The organism is Achromobacter mucicolens, assembly GCF_902859725.1.
GTDB lineage: Bacteria > Pseudomonadota > Gammaproteobacteria > Burkholderiales > Burkholderiaceae_B > Achromobacter > Achromobacter mucicolens.
In genome coordinates, this window is sequence record NZ_CADIJP010000009.1 from 150,328 (window position 1) to 169,491 (window position 19,164).

15 protein-coding genes are annotated in these 19,164 nt (G+C 65.0%); 2 read left to right on the top strand and 13 right to left on the bottom strand.

Annotation, left to right across the window (positions count from 1 at the left end):
• Positions 1 to 58: 58 nt before the first annotated feature.
• The 5 genes from HV786_RS13500 to HV786_RS13520 all read right to left on the bottom strand — a co-directional run bounded on the left by HV786_RS13500 (position 59) and on the right by HV786_RS13520 (position 7,104).
• The gene (locus HV786_RS13500; protein ID WP_056319645.1) at positions 59 to 454 is read right to left on the bottom strand and encodes an Hsp20/alpha crystallin family protein; all 396 of its coding nucleotides are present in this window, start codon (positions 452 to 454) and stop codon (positions 59 to 61) included.
• A gap of 32 nt (positions 455 to 486) precedes the next feature.
• Positions 487 to 930 carry an Hsp20/alpha crystallin family protein gene (locus HV786_RS13505; RefSeq protein ID WP_062838950.1) on the bottom strand — a complete coding sequence of 148 codons (444 nt, stop codon included), beginning with the start codon at positions 928 to 930 and terminating at the stop codon, positions 487 to 489.
• A gap of 188 nt (positions 931 to 1,118) precedes the next feature.
• The gene (locus HV786_RS13510; protein ID WP_128829532.1) at positions 1,119 to 2,237 is read right to left on the bottom strand and encodes a PDDEXK nuclease domain-containing protein; all 1,119 of its coding nucleotides are present in this window, start codon (positions 2,235 to 2,237) and stop codon (positions 1,119 to 1,121) included.
• A gap of 238 nt (positions 2,238 to 2,475) precedes the next feature.
• A complete protein-coding gene (locus HV786_RS13515; protein ID WP_175211084.1) occupies positions 2,476 to 6,435 on the bottom strand; it encodes a DUF3683 domain-containing protein in 3,960 nt (1,319 codons plus the stop codon).
• Between the two features lie 132 nt (positions 6,436 to 6,567).
• Positions 6,568 to 7,104: a YqaA family protein gene (locus tag HV786_RS13520; protein WP_128829778.1), complete on the bottom strand. Its 537-nt coding sequence runs from the start codon at positions 7,102 to 7,104 to the stop codon at positions 6,568 to 6,570.
• Positions 7,105 to 7,199: 95 nt separating this feature from the next.
• On the opposite strand from HV786_RS13520, the gene ilvA reads away from it, so the two are divergent.
• Entirely contained in the window at positions 7,200 to 8,708 is a 1,509-nt protein-coding gene (ilvA, locus tag HV786_RS13525) for a threonine ammonia-lyase, biosynthetic (RefSeq protein ID WP_128829533.1), read from the top strand.
• Positions 8,709 to 8,869: 161 nt separating this feature from the next.
• On the opposite strand, the gene HV786_RS13530 is transcribed toward ilvA, so the two are convergent.
• Complete coding sequence (locus HV786_RS13530) at positions 8,870 to 9,982, bottom strand: porin (RefSeq protein WP_175211086.1); 1,113 nt, start codon at positions 9,980 to 9,982, stop codon at positions 8,870 to 8,872.
• Between the two features lie 446 nt (positions 9,983 to 10,428).
• Entirely contained in the window at positions 10,429 to 10,809 is a 381-nt protein-coding gene (locus HV786_RS13535) for a DUF4148 domain-containing protein (protein ID WP_128829534.1), read from the bottom strand.
• A 385-nt stretch (positions 10,810 to 11,194) separates the two neighbouring features.
• On the opposite strand from HV786_RS13535, the gene HV786_RS13540 reads away from it, so the two are divergent.
• Complete coding sequence (locus HV786_RS13540) at positions 11,195 to 12,085, top strand: LysR family transcriptional regulator (protein WP_128829535.1); 891 nt, start codon at positions 11,195 to 11,197, stop codon at positions 12,083 to 12,085.
• 51 nt (positions 12,086 to 12,136) lie between these two features.
• On the opposite strand, the gene HV786_RS13545 is transcribed toward HV786_RS13540, so the two are convergent.
• From HV786_RS13545 to HV786_RS13570, 6 genes are read right to left on the bottom strand one after another with little or no spacing between them, the layout of a single operon-like run.
• The gene (locus HV786_RS13545; protein ID WP_056319625.1) at positions 12,137 to 12,691 is read right to left on the bottom strand and encodes an adenine phosphoribosyltransferase; all 555 of its coding nucleotides are present in this window, start codon (positions 12,689 to 12,691) and stop codon (positions 12,137 to 12,139) included.
• 54 nt (positions 12,692 to 12,745) lie between these two features.
• Entirely contained in the window at positions 12,746 to 14,443 is a 1,698-nt protein-coding gene (gene cydC, locus HV786_RS13550; protein WP_175211087.1) for a thiol reductant ABC exporter subunit CydC, read from the bottom strand.
• Positions 14,440 to 16,188 carry a thiol reductant ABC exporter subunit CydD gene (gene cydD, locus HV786_RS13555; RefSeq protein WP_128829536.1) on the bottom strand — a complete coding sequence of 583 codons (1,749 nt, stop codon included), beginning with the start codon at positions 16,186 to 16,188 and terminating at the stop codon, positions 14,440 to 14,442. Before cydD ends, cydC begins: the two co-directional genes overlap by 4 nt.
• Positions 16,185 to 16,310, bottom strand: coding sequence for a cytochrome bd-I oxidase subunit CydX (gene cydX, locus HV786_RS13560; RefSeq protein ID WP_056319618.1), 126 nt, complete (start codon positions 16,308 to 16,310; stop codon positions 16,185 to 16,187). Before cydX ends, cydD begins: the two co-directional genes overlap by 4 nt.
• Positions 16,311 to 16,326: 16 nt before the next feature.
• On the bottom strand, positions 16,327 to 17,481 hold the full coding sequence (cydB, locus tag HV786_RS13565) for a cytochrome d ubiquinol oxidase subunit II (protein WP_128829537.1): 1,155 nt from the start codon (positions 17,479 to 17,481) through the stop codon (positions 16,327 to 16,329).
• Between the two features lie 14 nt (positions 17,482 to 17,495).
• Positions 17,496 to 19,070, bottom strand: a complete 1,575-nt coding sequence (locus HV786_RS13570) for a cytochrome ubiquinol oxidase subunit I (protein ID WP_056319612.1) — start codon at positions 19,068 to 19,070, stop codon at positions 17,496 to 17,498.
• Positions 19,071 to 19,164 lie beyond the last annotated feature (94 nt).

Sequence of the window (19,164 nt, forward strand, 5' to 3'; positions counted from 1 at the left end):
CCACGCATCAGGTGCCCAACACCCGAGGGCCGCGCCAAATGGCGTCCCGCCGCCCGAATCACCCCGCCACGACAGGAATCTGCCGCGGCTGCGCCTCACGCACGCGCGGAATGCGCAGCGTCAGAAGGCCCTGCTTCAGGCTCGCGCTGATCTGCGCGCGGTCGAACTCCTGTCCCAGCCGGAACGCCCGGCGAAAGAGCGGCGCGCGCATTTCACCCAGCACCAGCCGCAGGTCGCTCGGCGTCTCGACCGAGGCCTCGCCCTCGATCTGCAGCACGTCGGCCTCGACGTTGATGCGCAGCCTTTCCTTGGACACGCCCGGCAAGTCCGCAAGCAGCGTGATGCCTTCCTTGTCCTCGTAGATGTCCACGGCCGGCACGGTCACCCCGCGTCCGTCGCGCTTTTCGGAGACGGCCGCTTCGGCGGGCACGGTCAGGTCTTTGCGTTCATTCATGATCGTTACTCCTATGCGGTTGCGTTGGCGGGTCACTGCACGGTCACGGTGCGCGGCTTGGCCGATTCCTTACGCTTGATCGAAATGGCCAGGCAGCCGTCCGTGTAACGCGCCTGCACATTGTCCGGATCGGCGTCGGCGGGCAGCTCGATGACGCGCGTGTAGCGGCCCTGCGTACGCTCGCGCGCGTAGTAGCGGGCGCCCTCGGGCAGGTCCTGCGGCTTGCGCTCGCCGCTGATGGTCAACAGGCTCTTTTCGATCGACACGTTCAAGCCTTCCGGATCCACGCCGGGAATGAACGCAACGACTTCGATCGAATCGCCGGACACCCCGACGTTGACGGGCGGAAAGTACCCCTGGGGCGTGGCGCGCAAGGCGGCAGGCACCCCAGCGCCGCGCAGCACGCGGCCCATGTGTTCCTGAATGGCGTCGAAGGCCGACGCGAAGCCGCTGTCGTTGAACGGAAAGTTGCTCATGAAGGTCTCCTCGGATCAAAAAAGGGACCGATGCAGACGCGCCACAATCGCCACCACCGCGACCGCACGTCTGATCGCTTCAGTGCCAAGTATGGGAGCGGTTTTTGGAGTTTCAAGGGGGCCTTTCTTCATGTGAAACCAGGAGCAAAAGCCTCAAATTCGACAGCCGAACAGCTGTCGTGCGCGACCTATGGCCGCTTCATCCCGCGAAACTTTGCCCCGCTGATTTCGATAAGCCTGCGCGCATTCTCCAGCTCTTTTTGCAGCACCTCGGCATCGGGTAGCACGGTGCGGTAGTTGGCGGCCATGACCTTCGTCGGCAATCCCTCCAGCGCGTAACGAGCCAGGGCTTGCCCCTTGTCGGCACATAAGATCATTCCGACCGGGGGATTCTCATCGGTGTACGCCCAATGCGCTTTGGCGTAGTTGCAGTACATGTGCATCTGACCCACGTCGGCGTGGGTCAGACTGCCCAGCTTCAGATCGATGATGACCAGGCAGCGCAGCTTGCGATGGAACAACAACAGATCCACGCGATACCACGTCTGATCAATCCGCAGTCTGCGCTGGCGACCGACAAAGGCGAATCCTTCACCGAGTTCAAGCAGGAAGTCTTCAAGTCGCTGCACTAAGGCGGCTTCCAGATCAGACTCCGAGTATTCGTCCTTGAGGTTCAGAAATTCCAGGACATAGGGGTCCTTGATCGCGTCATCAGGCGTCACCAGGTCCTGCGGCGTCAGCGTCCCACCCCTCGCCAACATGCCGGCCTTCTCTTTGGACAGCATGGTGCGCTCATAGAATTGGCTGCCAATCTGTCGGTCGAGCTGACGCACGCTCCAACCGCCCCGCAACGCTTCATCTTCATAGAATTTGCGCGCAGAAGCATTCTTTACCGCTATCAGACGGACATACGCCGACCATGGCAGCTGAAATAACGGCACGTGGCCTGTGAGGCCGAATTTCCGAGACGGTGTCTCGGAAATTGGTGGCGTGGGGTACACAAGAAAGAACTGACGCATGTTCTCCAGGTTGTCCGGGCTGAAGCCCCGGCCGAAGCGCTGGCTCAGGTCCGCGGACAGCCGAGAGATCAGTTGCTCACCGTAGCCGGCGCGCCTCTTGCCCTTCTGCTCTGCCTGCACGATGCGGCGGCCGATCTCCCAGTAGCTGGCCGTCATCAAGGCGTTGACACTGCGCGCGGCAACCTGACGCGTTGCGTCCAGCAGTTCGACAATGCCACCGTGTATTCCTGCATAGCCGACCGGCGGGGGAATTGCCGTCCTCCCCGCTGCAGCAGTCTTTCTGGTCACGCCCACGCCTCCTCGAAACCGCCCAATCCGCCGGCATACCGGATGTTCTGTCCATTACGCGGCCAGGCGCCACTCTAGCGCCCGGCTCTCATGGAAACGGACGAGACGAGACCATTTTGTCCACCCGTTCAGCGCGGCAGCGCGTAGTGGAGTCAACGCGACGTCCCTCTGCATTGCGCGGCGCAAAAAAAAACCGCGGCCATCGCTGGCCGCGGTTCTCGTTTGCGCAGGGCGCGGATTACACCAGGACCCGTTCGATCCCGCCCGCGTTGGCGCGGCGCACGTAGTCTTCCATCCAGCCTTCGCCAAGAATGTGGCGCGCCATCTCGACCACGATGTAGTCGGCTTCCATGCCGGTGTCGCCCTCGTAGCGCGACAGGCCCTGCAGGCACGACGGGCACGAGGTCAGGACCTTCACGTCGCCCGTGAAGCCGTCGCTACGGATCGCGGCATCGCCCTTCTGCAGCTCTTCCTGCTTGCGAAAGCGCACCTGCGTGGAGATGTCGGGACGGCTGACGGCCAGCGTGCCCGACTCGCCGCAGCAGCGGTCGCTCTTGATCGCGCCATCGCCCACCAGCGCGCGCACGGTCTTCATGGGTTCCTGCAGCTTCATCGGCGTGTGGCAGGGGTCGTGGTACATGTAGCGCACGCCCTTGGCACCTTCCAGCTTGATGCCCTTTTCCAGCAGGTATTCGTGGATGTCGATCAGCCGGCAGCCCGGGAAGATCTTTTCGAATTCATAGCCGGCAAGCTGGTCGTAGCAGGTGCCGCAGCTGACCACCACGGTCTTGATGTCCAGGTAGTTCAGCGTGTTGGCGACGCGGTGGAACAGCACCCGGTTGTCGGTGATGATCTGCTCGGCCTTGTCGGTCATGCCGTTGCCGCGCTGGGGATAGCCGCAGCACAGGTAGCCGGGCGGCAGCACGGTCTGCACGCCGGCGTGCCACAGCATCGCTTGCGTGGCCAGGCCCACCTGCGAGAACAGGCGCTCGGAACCGCAGCCCGGGAAGTAGAACACCGCTTCCGTGTCGGCCGTGGTGGCCTTGGGGTCGCGGATGATCGGCACGTAGTTCGCGTCTTCGATGTCGAGCAATTTGCGCGCGGCCTGCTTGGGCAGCCCGCCCGGCATCTTCTTGTTCACGAAGTGCACCACCTGCTCGCGCAGCGGGGGCTTGCCCACCGTGGCCGGCGGCTTGGCCGTCTGCTTCTTGACCAGGCCGGAGAACAGGTCGTGCGCGGCGCGCTGCACCTTGTAGCCCACGCCCACCATCGCTTTGCGGGTGGCGTTGATGGTGGCCGGATCCTTGGCGTTCAGGAAGAACATGGCGCTGGCCGTGCCCGGGTTGAACGACTTGCGGCCCATGCGGCGCAGCACGGCGCGCATGTTCATCGACACGTCGCCGAAGTCGATGTCGACCGGACAGGGGTTGTAGCACTTGTGGCAGACGGTGCAGTGGTCGGCAACGTCTTCGAACTCTTCCCAGTGCTTCAGGCTGACGCCGCGGCGGGTCTGCTCTTCGTACAGGAAGGCTTCGACCAAAAGCGACGTGGCCAGGATCTTGTTGCGGGGCGAGTACAGCAGGTTCGCGCGCGGCACGTGCGTGGCGCACACCGGCTTGCACTTGCCGCAGCGCAGGCAGTCCTTGATCGATTCCGAGATGGCGCCGATGTCGCTTTGCTGCATGATCAGCGACTCGTGGCCCATCAGGTTGAAGCTGGGGGTCCAGGCGTGGCGCAGGTCCGCGCCGGGCATGAGCTTGCCGGCGTTGAAATGGCCATTCGGGTCGACGCGGCGCTTGTAGTCCTGGAACGGGGCCAGCTCGGCCTCGGTCAGGAACTCGTACTTGGTCAGGCCGATGCCGTGTTCGCCGGAGATCACGCCGTCCAGGTCGCGGGCGATCTGCATGATGCGCTCGACGGCCGCGTGGGCCTCGCGCAGCATTTCGTAGTCGTCCGAGTTGACCGGAATGTTGGTGTGCACGTTGCCGTCGCCGGCGTGCATGTGCAGCGCGACGAACACGCGGCTCTTGAGCACCCGGGCGTGAATGGCGACGAGTTCGTCGACGATCTTCTTGTAGGCCGCGCCCGAGAACGCGCGCTGCAGGCCCGCCAGCACCTCGGTCTTCCAGGAGACCCGAATGGTGCGGTCCTGCACCACGTCAAAGACGCGTGCGCCGGGCTGTGTGGCCAGGCGTTGGGTCAACGTGGCGCGCAGTTCGCCAAGACCCAGTCCGTCCAGTTGCGGCAGCGCCTCGCCCAGCGGCAGGTCCAGATTGTCCAGCAGCCATTGCCAGCGCTGGCGCGTGGCGGCGATCAGTTCGATGGCCTGGCGCGTGCGCTCGGCCAGCACCTCGGCGCGGGTGGTTTCGATGTCGGCATCGTCGATCTTGCCCACCGGCAGCGGCGTGCACAGATACGCGTCAAGTTCCCCCAGCAGCTTGAGCTTGTTGCTCGTGGAGAGCTCGATGTTGATGCGTTCGATGTGATCCGTGTATTCGCCCATGCGGGGCAGCGGGATCACGACGTCTTCGTTGATCTTGAAGGCGTTGGTGTGACGCGCGATCGCGGCGGTGCGCGAACGGTCCAGCCAGAATTTCTTGCGCGCCTCGGGGCTGACGGCCACAAAGCCTTCGCCGTGGCGCGTGTTGGCAAGGCGCACGACCTCGCTGGCGGCCGCGGCCACCGCGTCGTCGTCATCGCCGACGATGTCGCCGATGAGGACCATCTTGGGCAGCACGCCGCGCTTGCTCTTGGTGGCGTAGCCCACCGCGCGCAGATAGCGTTCGTCCAGGTGCTCCAGGCCGGCCAGGATGGCGCCGCGCGCCTTGCCTTCGCCGTCCAGGTAATCCTTGACCTCGACGATCGACGGGATGGCGTCGCGCGCCTGCCCGAAGAATTCCATGCAGACGGTGCGCGTGTGGCGCGGCATGCGGTGCAGCACCCAGCGCGCCGACGTGATGAGACCGTCGCAGCCTTCTTTCTGGATGCCGGGCAGACCCGCCAGGAACTTGTCGGTGACGTCCTTGCCCAGGCCTTCCTTGCGGAACACGCGGCCCTTGATTTCCAGCGTCTCGGTCTTGAGCAGGCGCTCGCCGGGCTTGCCCTTGCCGTCGAACCACTTGAGCTCGAAGCGGGCCACTTCCACGTCATGGATCTTGCCCATGTTGTGGTCCAGGCGCGTGACTTCCAGCCAGTTGCCGTCCGGATCGACCATGCGCCACCAGGCCAGGTTGTCCAGCGCGGTGCCCCACAGCACGGCCTTTTTGCCGCCGGCGTTCATGGCGATGTTGCCGCCCACGCACGAAGCCTCGGCGGACGTCGGGTCCACGGCGAACACAAAGCCGGCCGCCTCGGCCGCTTCGGACACGCGCTTGGTGACCACGCCGGCGCCGGCGTGGATGACCGCGACGGGCTCGGTGAGGCCGGGCAGGATACAGGACTCGACCTTGCCCAGCTTGTCGAATTTCTCGGTGTTGATGACCGCCGACTTCCAGGTCAGCGGAATGGCGCCGCCGGTGTACCCGGTGCCGCCGCCGCGCGGGACGATGGTCAGGCCCAGTTCGATACAGGCGGTGACCAGCGCGGCGATCTCGTCCTCGGTGTCGGGCGTGAGCACGACGAAGGGATATTCCACGCGCCAGTCGGTCGCATCGGTAACGTGCGACACGCGCGACAGGCCGTCGAACTTGATGTTGTCGCGCGCCGTGATGCGGCCCAGCACCTTCTGCGCCTGCTTGCGCATCATGGCGGTCTGGTCGAACTCGCCTTCGAAGGCGGCAATGGCCGAACGCGCCCGGGCCAGCAGCCCGACCACCTTCTCGTCGCGATGCGGATCGTGGCCGGCTTCGGCGGGCGCGCCCGGTTCACGGCGCTTGTCGATTTCGCCCAGGCGGTGATGCAAGGCCTCGATGAGCTGCTTGCGGCGCTTGGGATTGTCCAGCAGGTCGTCCTGCAGGTAAGGGTTGCGGCGCACGACCCAGATATCGCCCAACACTTCGTAGAGCATCCGGGCAGAACGGCCCGTGCGGCGCTCGCCGCGCAGATCGCTCAGCAGGCTCCAGGCATCTTCGCCCAGCAACCGGCCCACGATTTCGCGGTCGGAAAACGACGTGTAGTTGTAGGGGATTTCGCGCAATCGCGCGGGTGCGGCGGGCGGCATCGCCCCGTTCAAGATGTGGCTGGCGAGTGGGGCGTTCATGGCGGCAAGAGGGGGCCCTTAAAAAAGTATTTTATGCCATTGTCCCGACCTGGCCCCGAATAACCCGGGCAAGCCGTGCAAAAGCGCATCGGAGACGACGCGTTTCGTCCCCGTTTAAGTGTGGCGTCAGCGCTAGATTTTGCCTGGGAAGAACCAGAGCAGGCCGGCAGTCATGAACAGATAGCGCATGAATTTGCCAATGGCCATGTAGAAGACGCAGGGCCAAAAGGATAGGCGCAACCAGCCCGCGACGGCGCACAGGGGGTCCCCCACCGCGGGCAACCAGGACAAGAGCAGCGCCGGCGGCCCCATCCGATGCAGCCAATCGTGGGCACGCTCGTTCCAACGTCCACGCATCCGGCCGCCTTCGGTGGCCTTGGGATGCGGATGGGGATGCTTTTCCTTCCAGCGCTCGACCGCCTTCTCGGCGCCCAGCCCCATCGCGTAGCTGATGGCCCCGCCCACAGTGTTGCCGGCCGTCGCCACCAGGATGGCGGGCCAGAACATGTCCGGCGAGAGCTTGATATAGCCGAACACCGCCGGCTCGGAGCCCAGCGGCAACAGGGTCGCGGACACGAGCGAGACGGTAAAGATGGCCGGCAGGCCCACCGAGGGCAGCGCCAGCACCCCCAAGAGCCAATGAACTGCGGATAAGAGACTTTCTTCCATGGTTGCGGCAGTGTAGCCGCGGGAAACCGGGAAGGCGACAGGCATTCCCTGCAATAATCCTGGCCAGTCCCCACTCTTGCCCTGTCGCGCGGTCCATGTCCACTGATTATCTGAAACGCATCCTGACTTCCAAGGTTTACGACGTTGCGGTCGAATCCCCGCTCGAGGCAGCGCCCCTGCTGTCGCAGCGGATGTCGAACACGATGTTGCTCAAGCGCGAGGATACCCAGGCGGTGTTCAGCTTCAAGCTGCGCGGCGCCTACAACAAGATGGCCAACCTGAGTCCGGCGGCGCGCAACCGCGGCGTCATCGCGGCCTCGGCCGGCAACCACGCGCAGGGCGTCGCGCTGGCGGCCAGCCGCCTGGGCTGCCGCGCCGTGATCGTCATGCCCACCACCAGCCCGCAGGTCAAGATCGATGCCGTGCGCCGCCTGGGCGGCGAGGTCGTGCTGGCCGGGGAAAGCTTTTCGGATGCCTACGCGCACGCGCAGGTGCTGGAAAAGAAAGAGAAGCTGACCTTCGTCCATCCCTTCGACGATCCCGACGTGATCGCCGGCCAGGGCACCGTCGGCATGGAAATCCTGCGCCAGCACCCCGGCCACATCGATGCGATCTTCGTGGCCATCGGCGGCGGCGGCCTCATCGCAGGGGTCGCGGCGTACATCAAGCAGTTGCGCCCCGAGATCAAGATCATCGGCGTGCAGACCGAGGACTCCGACGCCATGCTGCGCAGCGTACGCGCGGGCCGGCGCGTCCAGCTGAATGACGTGGGCCTGTTCTCGGACGGCACGGCGGTCAAGATGGTGGGCGCCGAGACCTTCAAGCTGGCGCGCAAGTACGTGGACGACTATGTGGTGGTCAACACCGATGCGATCTGCGCAGCCATCAAGGACGTCTTTCAGGACACGCGCAGCGTGCTGGAGCCGGCCGGCGCGATGGCGGTGGCAGGCGCCAAGCAGTACGCGGCCGAGCACAACCTGAAGAACAAGACGCTCGTCGCCATCGCGTGCGGCGCGAACATGAACTTCGACCGGCTGCGCTTCGTGGCCGAACGCGCCGAGGTCGGCGAGATGCGCGAGGCCGTCTTCGCGGTCACCATGCCCGAGCAGCGCGGGAGCTTCCGCCGCTTCTGCGAACTGGTGGGCGAACGCAGCGTCACCGAATTCAACTACCGCATCTCGGACGCGGATCGCGCCCACGTGTTCGTCGGCATCCAGGTCTCGTCCGCCGCGGAACCCGACAAGATCGCCGCGAACTTCCGCCGGCACGGATTCGACACGCTGGATCTGACCCACGACGAAATGGCCAAGACCCACCTGCGCCACATGGTCGGGGGCCGCTCGACGCTGGCGCGCAACGAACTGCTGTACCGCTTTGAGTTCCCCGAGCGCCCGGGCGCGCTGATGCGCTTTCTGAACGCGATGAATCCCGACTGGAACATCAGCCTGTTCCATTACCGCAACCAGGGCGCGGACTACGGCCGCATCCTGATCGGCATCCAGGTGCCGCCCGCGGACAAGAAGCTGTTCCGCAACTTCGTGGCGGAATTGGGTTATCCCCACTGGAACGAAACCGACAACCCGGCCTACAAGCTCTTCCTGTAGTTCCGGCGCTGCAATGCGAGAGGGCCTCCTTGCGGAGGCCCTTCCCTTCTGGGCGCAAGTCACGCCCGGCCGGACCCAATGTAGGGGGGGTTCGCTGTCACTCGGCGGTCCACGGAGAATGGCCCGCGCATTCAGCAAGGTCCGGCCGGACGCGCTATTGCTTAGAAACGGTGACGCAGGCCGACGGCAACCGCCGTATCGGTGGCATCGTGCTGGAACGCGTAGTTGTCGCCATAAGAGGCGTACGCGTACAGGTTCGTGCGCTTGGTGAACTCGTAGGTGTAGCCAAGGCTGTACACGTTGAACGTTGCGTCGTCGCCCGTCAGCTTGTCGTTGCTGGCGGTGGCGCGCTGCCACGAGCCGAACACGGCGTGGCGGCCCAGCGGCACGGTGGCGCCGATCATGTACGAATTAGCGCGAAAGCCGTCGGCCGGCTTGAACGAACCCAGCTTGTTCATGCCGTCGGGCGTGGTGCCCATGTTCTGGCCGATGAACCAGCCGTCGCGGGTCTGGCCAAAGGCGGCAGCCAGCTTCACGACTTCAAAGTCGTACGAACCGCCGACGATGTATTCCTGAATGCGCGCCGCATCCTTGCCGCCGACGCGGTCGTTGGACGGGTTGAAGCGATCGTAGGCGGCGGCCAGGTTCAGCGGGCCGTTGACGTACTGCACGCCAGCGGTGATCACACGGTTGTTGTTGCCCGTGGCAAAGCCCTTCTGCGTCGAGTCGGTAACGGTGTCGTCCGCACTGAACGCATAACCCAGGCCGACCTTCAAGCCGCCCAGGCTGGGGGTCTGATACAGGACCATGTTGTCCAGGCGCATCGTGTTGGCGCTGCCGAACGTGGTGCCCATGTTGGCGTTGTTGTAGCTGATCGAGAACGGGTCGATCGAGCCGAAGTACTTCGAGGCCAGGTTGGTCTGACGGCCGAATTCCAGACGGCCCCACGAATCGCTGTCCAGCCCAACGGTGGCCTGACGGCCGAACAGGCGGTTGCTCTGCAGCGAGTTGCCGTTCAGAGGGCCAAAGCCGCCTTCCAGGGTGAACACCGCGCGCAGGCCGTCGCCCAGGTCTTCCGTGCCGCGCAGGCCGAAGCGCGAACCGCTGCTCACGCCCTGCACCGCACCGATGCGGCTCTGCGAGTCGCCCTTGAACTTCACTTTTTCGTAGCCAAGGCCAGCGTCGATCAAACCGTACAGCGTCACGGAATCGGCGGCCTGCGCGGCGCCGGCAAAGCCGGTCAGCAACGCGACGGCCAAAAACGTCTTCTTCATTTGAAACCCCAAAATGGCGAGATGAAAGGCGCACTGCTTGGCGCCGCAAGACCGCGGAACCTCGCATGCCGCTGCGTCCAATCGCGCGGCTGATGCACTGGAGGTAGTGTCCGGCTTGTAGCAGTTCGTAGTAACCCGGATTTCGACGAACTACTTTCCATGGTTGGGATAATGACGCGCACCTGAAGGCGCACCGCGTCACTTGGCGCCTGCTAACACCTTGATCTCAAATATGAATCATTGCTCGCATCCCGCTTTCACATCACCGGATCGGCCATGCGGCGCGTCCTGGCGGGAAACAGATGTAGCGGGAGCGGAACAGTTTTTGCAGCGTAAATGCCACACGGATTCAGCCGCCGCACAAAAAGCAGGACGCAAAAAAACCCCTCGGCGTCACAAGGGGTTCTTTCGGTGACCTTCCGGGCGGCTGGATAGCCGGTTTTGAATCAGCGGCCCTTGGGCGGGTAATCCAGTTCGCCGAACGTGTATTCGCCGCGCGCCTTGGCGTCGGCCAGTTCCTGGCGAACTTCCGCACGGGTCTTGCCGGCGGTCTGCGAGACGGCCTTGGGCGGATAGTCGAGTTCAGCGCTCGTCACCTGGCCGGCGGCCTTGGCGCTTTGCAGTTCCTGCTGAACCTGTTCGCGCGACAGGCTGGTGGTCTGGGGCGCAGCGGGCGGATAGTCCAGTTCGCCGAACGTGACGGTGCCCGCGGCCTTGGCGGCTTGCAGTTCCTGCTGGACCTGTTCACGCGTCTTGCCATCGGCGTGAGCGGCGGACATGCCAACCAGAGTTGCGGTAACCATGAGTGCGGTTGCTAGGGCTTTCATTGCGATGACTCCATCCTAAACGTTGCACATCGTCTTGCGCCAGGCTGGCGGGCTCGATATGACAATTTGATTGCTGGGACGAAGTATCTGGCGATTGGCGCTTAGTAAAAACCCTTAATTTGGGGAACATATTTGCACGAATGGGACAATTGCTTGCCGGATCAGCGTCATGTCTCTATGAGAAAAGGGCCCGCGATGGTTGCGCAGGAGGATGCCAAACCTCGCATTTGTTCAGTTCCCCGCAAGGTGGGTATCGCAATATAAATCCCCCACGCGATGGAATTGTTGTTCAAAGTGGAGAAATAGACATTTCTACTGGCGGGACAATAATTCCATTTATCATACGAATCTGCCAGAAATGGAAATTTGAGTCTCGAGGGCATTCATGGACATTCAGCTTAACGACATCGCGCTATTCGTCGAGGTCGCCAAGCGCAAGAACTTCAGCCACGCCGCCGAAGCCTTGAATATCCCGACCTCCACGCTCTCGCGCCGGGTCAGCGAACTGGAGCGCAGCGTGGGCATGCGGCTGCTCAACCGCAGCACCCGCAAGATCGATCTGACCGAAGCCGGCGCCATCTACTTCGAACGTTGCCGCCATATCGTCGAAGAGGCGCGCATCGCGCACGACCAACTGCTGGACATGGCCGTGCAGCCCAAGGGGCGTCTGCGGATTTCGCTGCCGACCAGCCTGGCGCAATTGTTCCTGCCCGCCGTGATCCGCGAATTTCGCGAACAGCATCCGGACATCGAATGCGACTTCGATCTGAGCATGCGCCCTATCGATCCCATCAGCAATCCATTCGACCTGATCCTGCGTTTCGGGCAGCAGCCCGATTCCAGCCTCATCTCGCGCAAGATCGTGCTGATGGCGCACCAGCTTTATGCATCGCCCGAGTATCTGGCGCGTCACGGCGAACCGCGCGTGCCGGCGGACCTGACCCACCACGAATGCCTGCGCCCCACCATGCGCGAGGAATCGTCCTTCTGGATGCTCCATTCGGGCGACAAGGTCGAGCGCGTGCAGGTATCTGGCCGCCTGTCGGCCAATAACGTGGGCATGCTGGGACGATTGGCCGGGCAGGGGTTGGGCATCACCCCGCTGCTGGTGTTCGACGCGATGGAGCGCGCCATCAAGCAGGCGGGGTTGGTGCGCGTGCTGCCGGAGTGGAGCCTGACGCCCCTGCCCTTGTTTGCGCTGCTCCCCTCGCGCATGCTGCCGGCCAAGACCAAGGCGTTCCTGGATTTCATCCAGCCCCGCTTGTCTGACGCCTAAGGAAGGTGCGAAGGGCGGCGCCCTGCGAAGGAAGCGGCTGATGCCGTACCGCTACGGCGTCGTGTCCGCGCCGTACTGACAGACCGTGTAGAGCGGCGTGCCGGTGGCAGCCACCTTGGCGGACCCGCCCAAATCCGGCAAATCAATGATCGCGGCGGCTTCCACCACGTTGGCGCCCAGGCGCTGCAACAGCTTGATGGCCGCGAGCATCGTGCCGCCCGTGGCGATCAGATCGTCCACCAGCAGGACACGCTGGCCCGTTCGGACCGAATCCGTATGCATTTCGACGGCCGCGTTGCCGTATTCCAGCGAGTATTCCTCTGCCACCGTGCGGTAAGGCAGCTTGCCCTTCTTGCGCACGGGCACGAAGCCCAGGTTCAGTTCATAGGCCAGCACGCTGCCCACGATGAAGCCGCGCGCGTCCACACCCGCCACCAGATCCAGGCGCTGGCGCATGTAGCGATAGACGAAGAGATCGATCAGGACGCGGAACGCACGCGGATCCTGCAGCACCGGCGTGATATCGCGGAACGTGACACCGGGTTGGGGCCAGTCCGGAACGCTGCGGATGGTGCGCCGGATGAACTCGGCGTTGTCGGTCTGCATGGATACGGCCCTGAGTGAATTGAAGCAAGGCGAACTATAACCGCGCCGCCGCGCTTAAGCCAGGATTGCCGCGTGCGATGACATGTCATGCAGCCGACCGTTGCGCAACACATGGCAACGATGCACCGCGCCCTCGGGCAGGGCCGCGTGCGTGGCCAGCACCACGGTGCGTCCGCGCACCGCGTGTTCCAGGTCCGCAAAGAATGCCGCTTCGGCCGCGCCATCCAATCCCGCGGTCGGCTCGTCCAGCACGATGACCGCGGCAGGCGCCAGCAACGCCCGGGCCAGGCACAAGCGCCGCGCTTGTCCGGCCGACAGCTGCGAGCCGGTTTCGCCAGCCCAGGTATCCAGGCCATCGGGCAGGCCGCGCACGAAATCACCGAGTCTTGCTGCATCCAGCGCCTGCCACAGCGCGCCATCGTCGGCGTCGGGATTGCCGATCAACAGGTTGGTGCGCAGCGTGCCCAGAAACAGGGGCGAATCTTGCGACAGCAGGACGATCCGCCGGTGCCAATCGGCCTGCGCACACGCGCGCGCATCGAACCCGCCGAAGCGGACCTGCCCGGCCTGCGGATCCTCGAGCCTGAGGATCAGATGCAGCAGCGTGGATTTCCCCGCACCGCTTGGGCCCAGGATGGCCACGCGTTCGCCCGGTTCGACTCGCAGGTTGATGTCTTTCAGCACCCGCACGCCATCGCCGGCGCCACGGGCCGGATAGGCGAAGCCGACACCATCCAGTTCCAGCGCGCCGCTGTGGGGCAAGGGGCGCGGCACCGCCGGGTCCTGCATATCGGGTTCGCATTGCGTGACCTCACGGATGCGCGCGGCGGCCGACATCGCCGATCCCATCCGGGATGCGCCCCGCATGATCGGACCGGCGACCTCGAAAATGCCGATGACGGCCAGCAGCAGGCCCGCCAGGACGGGGGCTTCGATCCGCCCCGCCTCATGCGCGGCAAGCCCAAACCACAGCAGCGCCATCACCGCCACGCCCGCGGCCACCTGCAGGAACCATTGCCCGCGCACCGCCACCCGCGCCTGGCTGCGGCGCGCCTGGGCGCTGGCTTCGCACAGACGTTCGAAATGCGCCAGCGTCTCGGCCTGTGCATTCAGGGCCACCATGTCGGCATGGCCGTCAACCGCATCCAGCGTGGCGGCGCGTAGCCCCGCCGCGCTTTCCTGAGCGGCCGCGCCTGGCTTGCGCGCCGCGCGCAGCAGCCACAGGGGCACGACCACGCACGCCGTCAGCAGCGCCAGCGCAAAGACCAGCGCCGCCGCGGGAACCCATTGCCCCAGCACGGCGGTCAGCACCGCGCCGGCAACGATCGCGGTGGCCAGCGGCGCCAGCACAAACAGAAAGACCGTATCCAACGCATCGACGTCGTTCGTCATGCGGGCGACCAGATCGCCGCTGCGATAACGCGCAAGCTGACGCGGCGTCAGCCGGATCAGCGCCGAAAACACCAAGGCGCGCAGATCCGCCAACAAGCGCAGCGTGGCGGCATGACCGACCACCCGGTCGGCATAGCGCGACACGATCCGCAGGAAGGACAGCCCCCGCACCAGCGCGGACGGCGCAAACAGGTTGAAGACGCTGCCGGCGCCGGCCAGGAACGCGCCCGTCAGGAACCAGCCCGACACGCCCAGCAGTCCCACGCCGGCGGCCACGGTCGCCAGCGCACAGAACAATGCGAGCAAAAGCCCGCCTTTGCGGCGTGCGTATAGCGGCAGGAGCAACAACAAATTCTTCATGCGACTTCCACGGCGCCGGCGGCGATGCGCGCCACGCGCGGCAAGCGTGCAGCCACTGCGGGCGCATGCGTCGCCAGCACCAAGGTGCGGCCCGCGGCAAATTGCAGGATCTCATCCAGCACCCGGTCCTGCGTGGCGTCGTCCAGGTGGGCGGTGGGTTCGTCCAGCAGAATCAGACCCGGATCGCGCAGGAACAGGCGGGCCAGCGCCACGCGCTGCGCCTGCCCGCCGGACAAGCCATGGCCGCGGCTGCCCAGCACGGTATCCAATCCTTGCGGCAGGTCCTGCGCGAACTCCAGCACGCAAGCGCGGCGCGCGGCATCCTCGATCTGCGCATCCGTGGCGCCGGGCCGGCCCAGCCGGATGTTGTCGGCGATCGACCCGGCCAGCAATTGCGGCCGCTGGCCGATCAGCGCCACACGCTGGCGCAAGGCGGTCTCGTCCCATTGCGCCAGCGGCAGGCCATCGATGCGAATATCACCGTCGGCGGGCCGCAGGCGCGCGATGGCTTCGATCAGGGTGGACTTGCCGATACCGCTGGGTCCCATCAGCGCCATGTGCTCGCCGGGCGCGAGCGCAAGCGCCGCATCGGCCAGCACCGCGTGGCCGCGGCCCGGCGCCTCGACCCGCAATCCATCAATGACAACCGCGGCGCCCTTGCCGGCATGCGCGGGCTTGCCGCCCAAAGCGGGCGCTTCTTCGGCCTCGGCTTGCGGCAGGCCATCGAACAGGACGGCAATTTGCGTGACGGCGGCCAGCGCCGTCGCGCGGTCGTGATAATGGGCGGCAAACTGGCGCAGCGGCGCGTAGACCTCGGGCGCCATCAACAGGCAGAACAGCCCGGCCTGCAGCGTCAGCGGCGACCAGCGCATGTCCAGAAATCCCAGGTAAGTCAGGCCGATGTAGACCGCAATGCCCGCCACGCCCAACGCGGCAAAAAATTCCAGTACGGCCGAGGACAGAAACGCGATGCGCAGCACTGACATCGTCCGCTGGCGCAGCGCATCGCTGGCGGCCACGACGGACTGGGCCTCGGCCTGTGCGCGCCCATACAGCTTCAGCGTGGACAGCCCACGCAACCGGTCCGCGAAAAACCCCGACAGCCGGGCGAACGCACGCAGGTGGCGGCGGCTGGCGCCTTGCGCGCCCCACCCCACCAGCGCCATGAAGAGCGGAATCAGCGGTGCCGTGATCAGCAGCACCAGGCCCGCGATCACGTCGACGGGCAGAAGCACCACCGCGAACGCAACCGGCAGCATCGCGGCCGCGGCCATCGCGGGCAGATATTTCGCAAAGAAGCCATCCAGCGCCTCGACCTGGTCGACCACCGCGCTCGCCAGTTCGCCCGACGTCTTGCCGCGGCTCCAGTAAGGGCCTTTTTGCACCAGCCGCAGGAACAGCGACTGGCGAACGTGGCGCTTGATGCGCTCGGAGGCATCGGCGCCGGCGCGCTCGCCTGCCCAGGCGATGCACGCGCGCAGCAGCATCAGCCCCGCGATGCCGGCGATGCCGCCCAGCAGTTCATGCCGCGGCACACCGCCCACAATCGCCGAGTCGAGCACGCTGGCAAGAAGCCAGGCCTGCACGACGAGCAATGCGCCGCTGACCAGCGGCGCGGCGCCCGCCACGATCAGCGGAAACCGCGCCGTCCTGGCCAGTCCCATCAGCCACCGCGACTGTTCGCGCGGCGGCTTCTGCAGGGTCGCCGACGGGTCGTGCTCGAGGCTGCTTGCGCCGCCGCTCACTCGACGTCGCGGCTGGCGCGCGGGTCATGGGTCTGACCTTCACGCAGCTCGAACCACATCGCATTGAGAATGGCGAATGCGCACGCCAGGCCAAGGCCGAGAATCCACGAGAAATACCACATGGACGAGGCTCCTTTATCAGTACGAGTTGGGCGTGTCGCCCACCGAATCATGGGTGACCTTGCCGCGCATGACGCGGTACACCCAGCCGGTGTAGACCGTCACGATTGGCAGGAAAACAGCGACAGCTATCACCATGATCCACAGCGTCAGGTGGCTGGACGAGCCGTCCCAGATGGTCAGGCCGGCCTTCGGATTGGTCGAAGACGGCATGATGAACGGAAAGAGCGAGAAGCCCACCGTCAGGATCACGCCGGCGATCGACGCCGAGGACGACAGGAATGCCAGCATGTTGGCGCGCACGGTCAGCAGCAGCGCCGCCAGCACCGCGCCGGCCACGCCCAGCGCGGGCGCGATCCACATCCACGGCCACTTCGCGTAATTGGCCATCCAGGCGCCGGTCTGCACCGACACGGTCTTGAGCATCGGATCGGACGGCGCGGACATATCGACCGCGCTGGTGATTGCATGACCCGGCACGCCGCCTGCGACCCAGAAGCCGCCGGCCGCGAACAGCACTGCCGTCAGCACCGCGCACAGGCGGCCCCAGTTGCGAGCGCGCGAGGACACGGGATCATCCGTGCGCCAGGCCAGCAGCACCGCGCCGTGCATGGCCAGCATCACCACGCTCAGCACGCCGGCCAAGAGGGCGAACGGCATGAACAGCTGGAAGAAGTGCCCTTCGTAGATCGGGCGCAGCGTCACGGCATCGAACGTAAACGGCACGCCCAGCACGATGTTGCCCATCGCCACGCCGAACACCAGCGACGCCACCACGCCCGAGAAGCACAGCACCGCGTCCCAGCGATTACGCCAGCGCGTGCCTTCCATCTTGCTGCGGTACTTGAAGCCCACCGGCCGCAGGATCAGCGCCAGCAGGACCAGCATCATCGCCAGATAAAAGCCCGAGAACGATGCGGCATAGAGCAAGGGCCACGCGGCAAAGATGGCGCCGCCCGCGGTGATGAGCCAGACCTGATTGCCCTCCCAGACCGGCCCCACCACGTTGATGACGATGCGGCGCTCGGCGTCTGTCTTGGCGACCACCGGCAACAGCGCCGCCACGCCCAGGTCAAAGCCGTCCATGACGGCAAAGCCGATGAGCAAGGCGCCCAGCAGCACCCACCACACCACGCGCAGCGTGCCGTAGTCAAAAGGAATTAGGGTATCCATTTGCGTTTCTCCCCTCAGGCGCGCACGGCGGCATGGACGGGATCGGCGGCGGCATCACCCGGCGCCGGCCCGTCGGATTTCGGTCCGGCCTTGATGGCGTGCAGCATGACCTTCACGCCGATGATGAGCAGGATCGTGTACAGCACCAGGAAGATCGACAGGCTGATGACAAGGTCGGTCATGGTCAGGCCCGACGCCGCGTAGTACGTGGGCAGCACGCCTTCGATCACCCAGGGCTGGCGGCCGTATTCGGCGACGAACCAGCCGCTTTCGATGGCGACCCACGGCAGCGGCAGGCTCCACAACGCCACCTTGAGCAGCGCCGGACGCTTGTCCAGGCGGCCGCGCGAGGCAAGCCAGAAAGCCACGCCGAAGAACAGGATCAGGTACATGCCCACCGCGACCATGATGCGGAACGCCCAGAAAAGCGGCGCCACGGTCGGCACGGTATCGATCGCGGCCTGCTTGATGTCGGCTTCGGTGACCTTGCTGATGTCGGGCTGATGGCGCTTGACGAGGAGCGCATAGCCCAGGTCCGGCCAGGTCCTGTCGAACACCATGCGCGCATCCACATCCTTCGGGTTCGCGCGGATCTTCTGCAAGGCCTCGTAGGCCACGATGCCGTCGCGGATGCGATTCTCGGCGCGCAGGATCAGGTCGTTGATGCCCAGCAGCGGCGTGGTCAGCGAACGCGTGCCGATGATGCCCATGACATAGGGAATCTCGATCGCGAAATCGTTGCGGCGCTCGGCCTGGTTCGGGATGGCGATCAGGTTGAAGGACGCGGGCGCGGGCTCGGTGTGCCACATGGATTCCATGGCCGCGATCTTCATCTTCTGGTGTTCGGTGGTGAGATAGCCGCTTTCGTCGCCCAGCACGACCACCGACAGCGCGCCGGCCAGACCGAAGCTGGCAGCCACCGCCATCGAGCGCTTGGCCAGGTCGATATGACGGCCGCGCAGCAGATACCACGCGCTGATCGACATGACGAACATGGCGCCCGCCACGTAACCGGCGCTGACGGTATGCACGAACTTGGCTTGCGCGACCGGGTTGAAGATGACCGCGGCGAAGTCGGTCATTTCCATGCGCATCGTGTCCGGATTGAAGACCGCCCCGACCGGGTTCTGCATCCAGCCGTTGGCGATCAGGATCCAGAGGGCCGAGAAGTTCGTGCCGAAGGCCACCAGCCAGGTCACGGCCAGGTGGCTGACCTTGGACATGCGGTTCCAGCCGAAGAAGAACAGGCCGACGAAGGTGGCTTCCAGGAAGAACGCCATCAGCCCTTCAAGCGCCAGCGGCGCCCCGAAGACGTCACCTACGTAGTGGCTGTAGTAGGACCAGTTCATGCCGAACTGGAACTCCATCACCACGCCCGTGGCCACGCCCAGCGCGAAGTTGATGCCGAACAGCGTGCCCCAGAACATCGTCATCTTCTTCCAGATGGCGCGTCCGGTCATGACGTACACGCTTTCCATGATGGCCAGGATGAACGACAGGCCAAGCGTGAGCGGGACAAAAATGAAATGGTAGAGCGCAGTCGCGGCGAACTGGAACCGCGAGAGATTCACGACATCGAGATCAATCATGAGGCTGCTCCCAAGGCGTCGACGCGCTGCGGCAACCGGCATGGTTCCCAGGCCGTCTACCGCGCCATGTTAGGGGCGTTGCATACAACTTCAT

What these genes read in the sequence shown, in the direction of transcription:
- HV786_RS13500 (WP_056319645.1), bottom strand. Translation starts at nt 454, where the DNA reads ATGAATGAACGCAAAGACCTGACCGTGCCCGCCGAAGCGGCCGTCTCC.
- HV786_RS13505 (WP_062838950.1), bottom strand. Translation starts at nt 930, where the DNA reads ATGAGCAACTTTCCGTTCAACGACAGCGGCTTCGCGTCGGCCTTCGAC.
- HV786_RS13515 (WP_175211084.1), bottom strand. Translation starts at nt 6,435, where the DNA reads ATGAACGCCCCACTCGCCAGCCACATCTTGAACGGGGCGATGCCGCCC.
- HV786_RS13520 (WP_128829778.1), bottom strand. Translation starts at nt 7,104, where the DNA reads ATGGAAGAAAGTCTCTTATCCGCAGTTCATTGGCTCTTGGGGGTGCTG.
- ilvA (WP_128829533.1), top strand. Translation starts at nt 7,200, where the DNA reads ATGTCCACTGATTATCTGAAACGCATCCTGACTTCCAAGGTTTACGAC.
- HV786_RS13530 (WP_175211086.1), bottom strand. Translation starts at nt 9,982, where the DNA reads ATGAAGAAGACGTTTTTGGCCGTCGCGTTGCTGACCGGCTTTGCCGGC.
- HV786_RS13535 (WP_128829534.1), bottom strand. Translation starts at nt 10,809, where the DNA reads ATGAAAGCCCTAGCAACCGCACTCATGGTTACCGCAACTCTGGTTGGC.
- HV786_RS13540 (WP_128829535.1), top strand. Translation starts at nt 11,195, where the DNA reads ATGGACATTCAGCTTAACGACATCGCGCTATTCGTCGAGGTCGCCAAG.
- HV786_RS13545 (WP_056319625.1), bottom strand. Translation starts at nt 12,691, where the DNA reads ATGCAGACCGACAACGCCGAGTTCATCCGGCGCACCATCCGCAGCGTT.
- cydC (WP_175211087.1), bottom strand. Translation starts at nt 14,443, where the DNA reads ATGAAGAATTTGTTGTTGCTCCTGCCGCTATACGCACGCCGCAAAGGC.
- cydX (WP_056319618.1), bottom strand. Translation starts at nt 16,310, where the DNA reads ATGTGGTATTTCTCGTGGATTCTCGGCCTTGGCCTGGCGTGCGCATTC.
- cydB (WP_128829537.1), bottom strand. Translation starts at nt 17,481, where the DNA reads ATGGATACCCTAATTCCTTTTGACTACGGCACGCTGCGCGTGGTGTGG.
- HV786_RS13570 (WP_056319612.1), bottom strand. Translation starts at nt 19,070, where the DNA reads ATGATTGATCTCGATGTCGTGAATCTCTCGCGGTTCCAGTTCGCCGCG.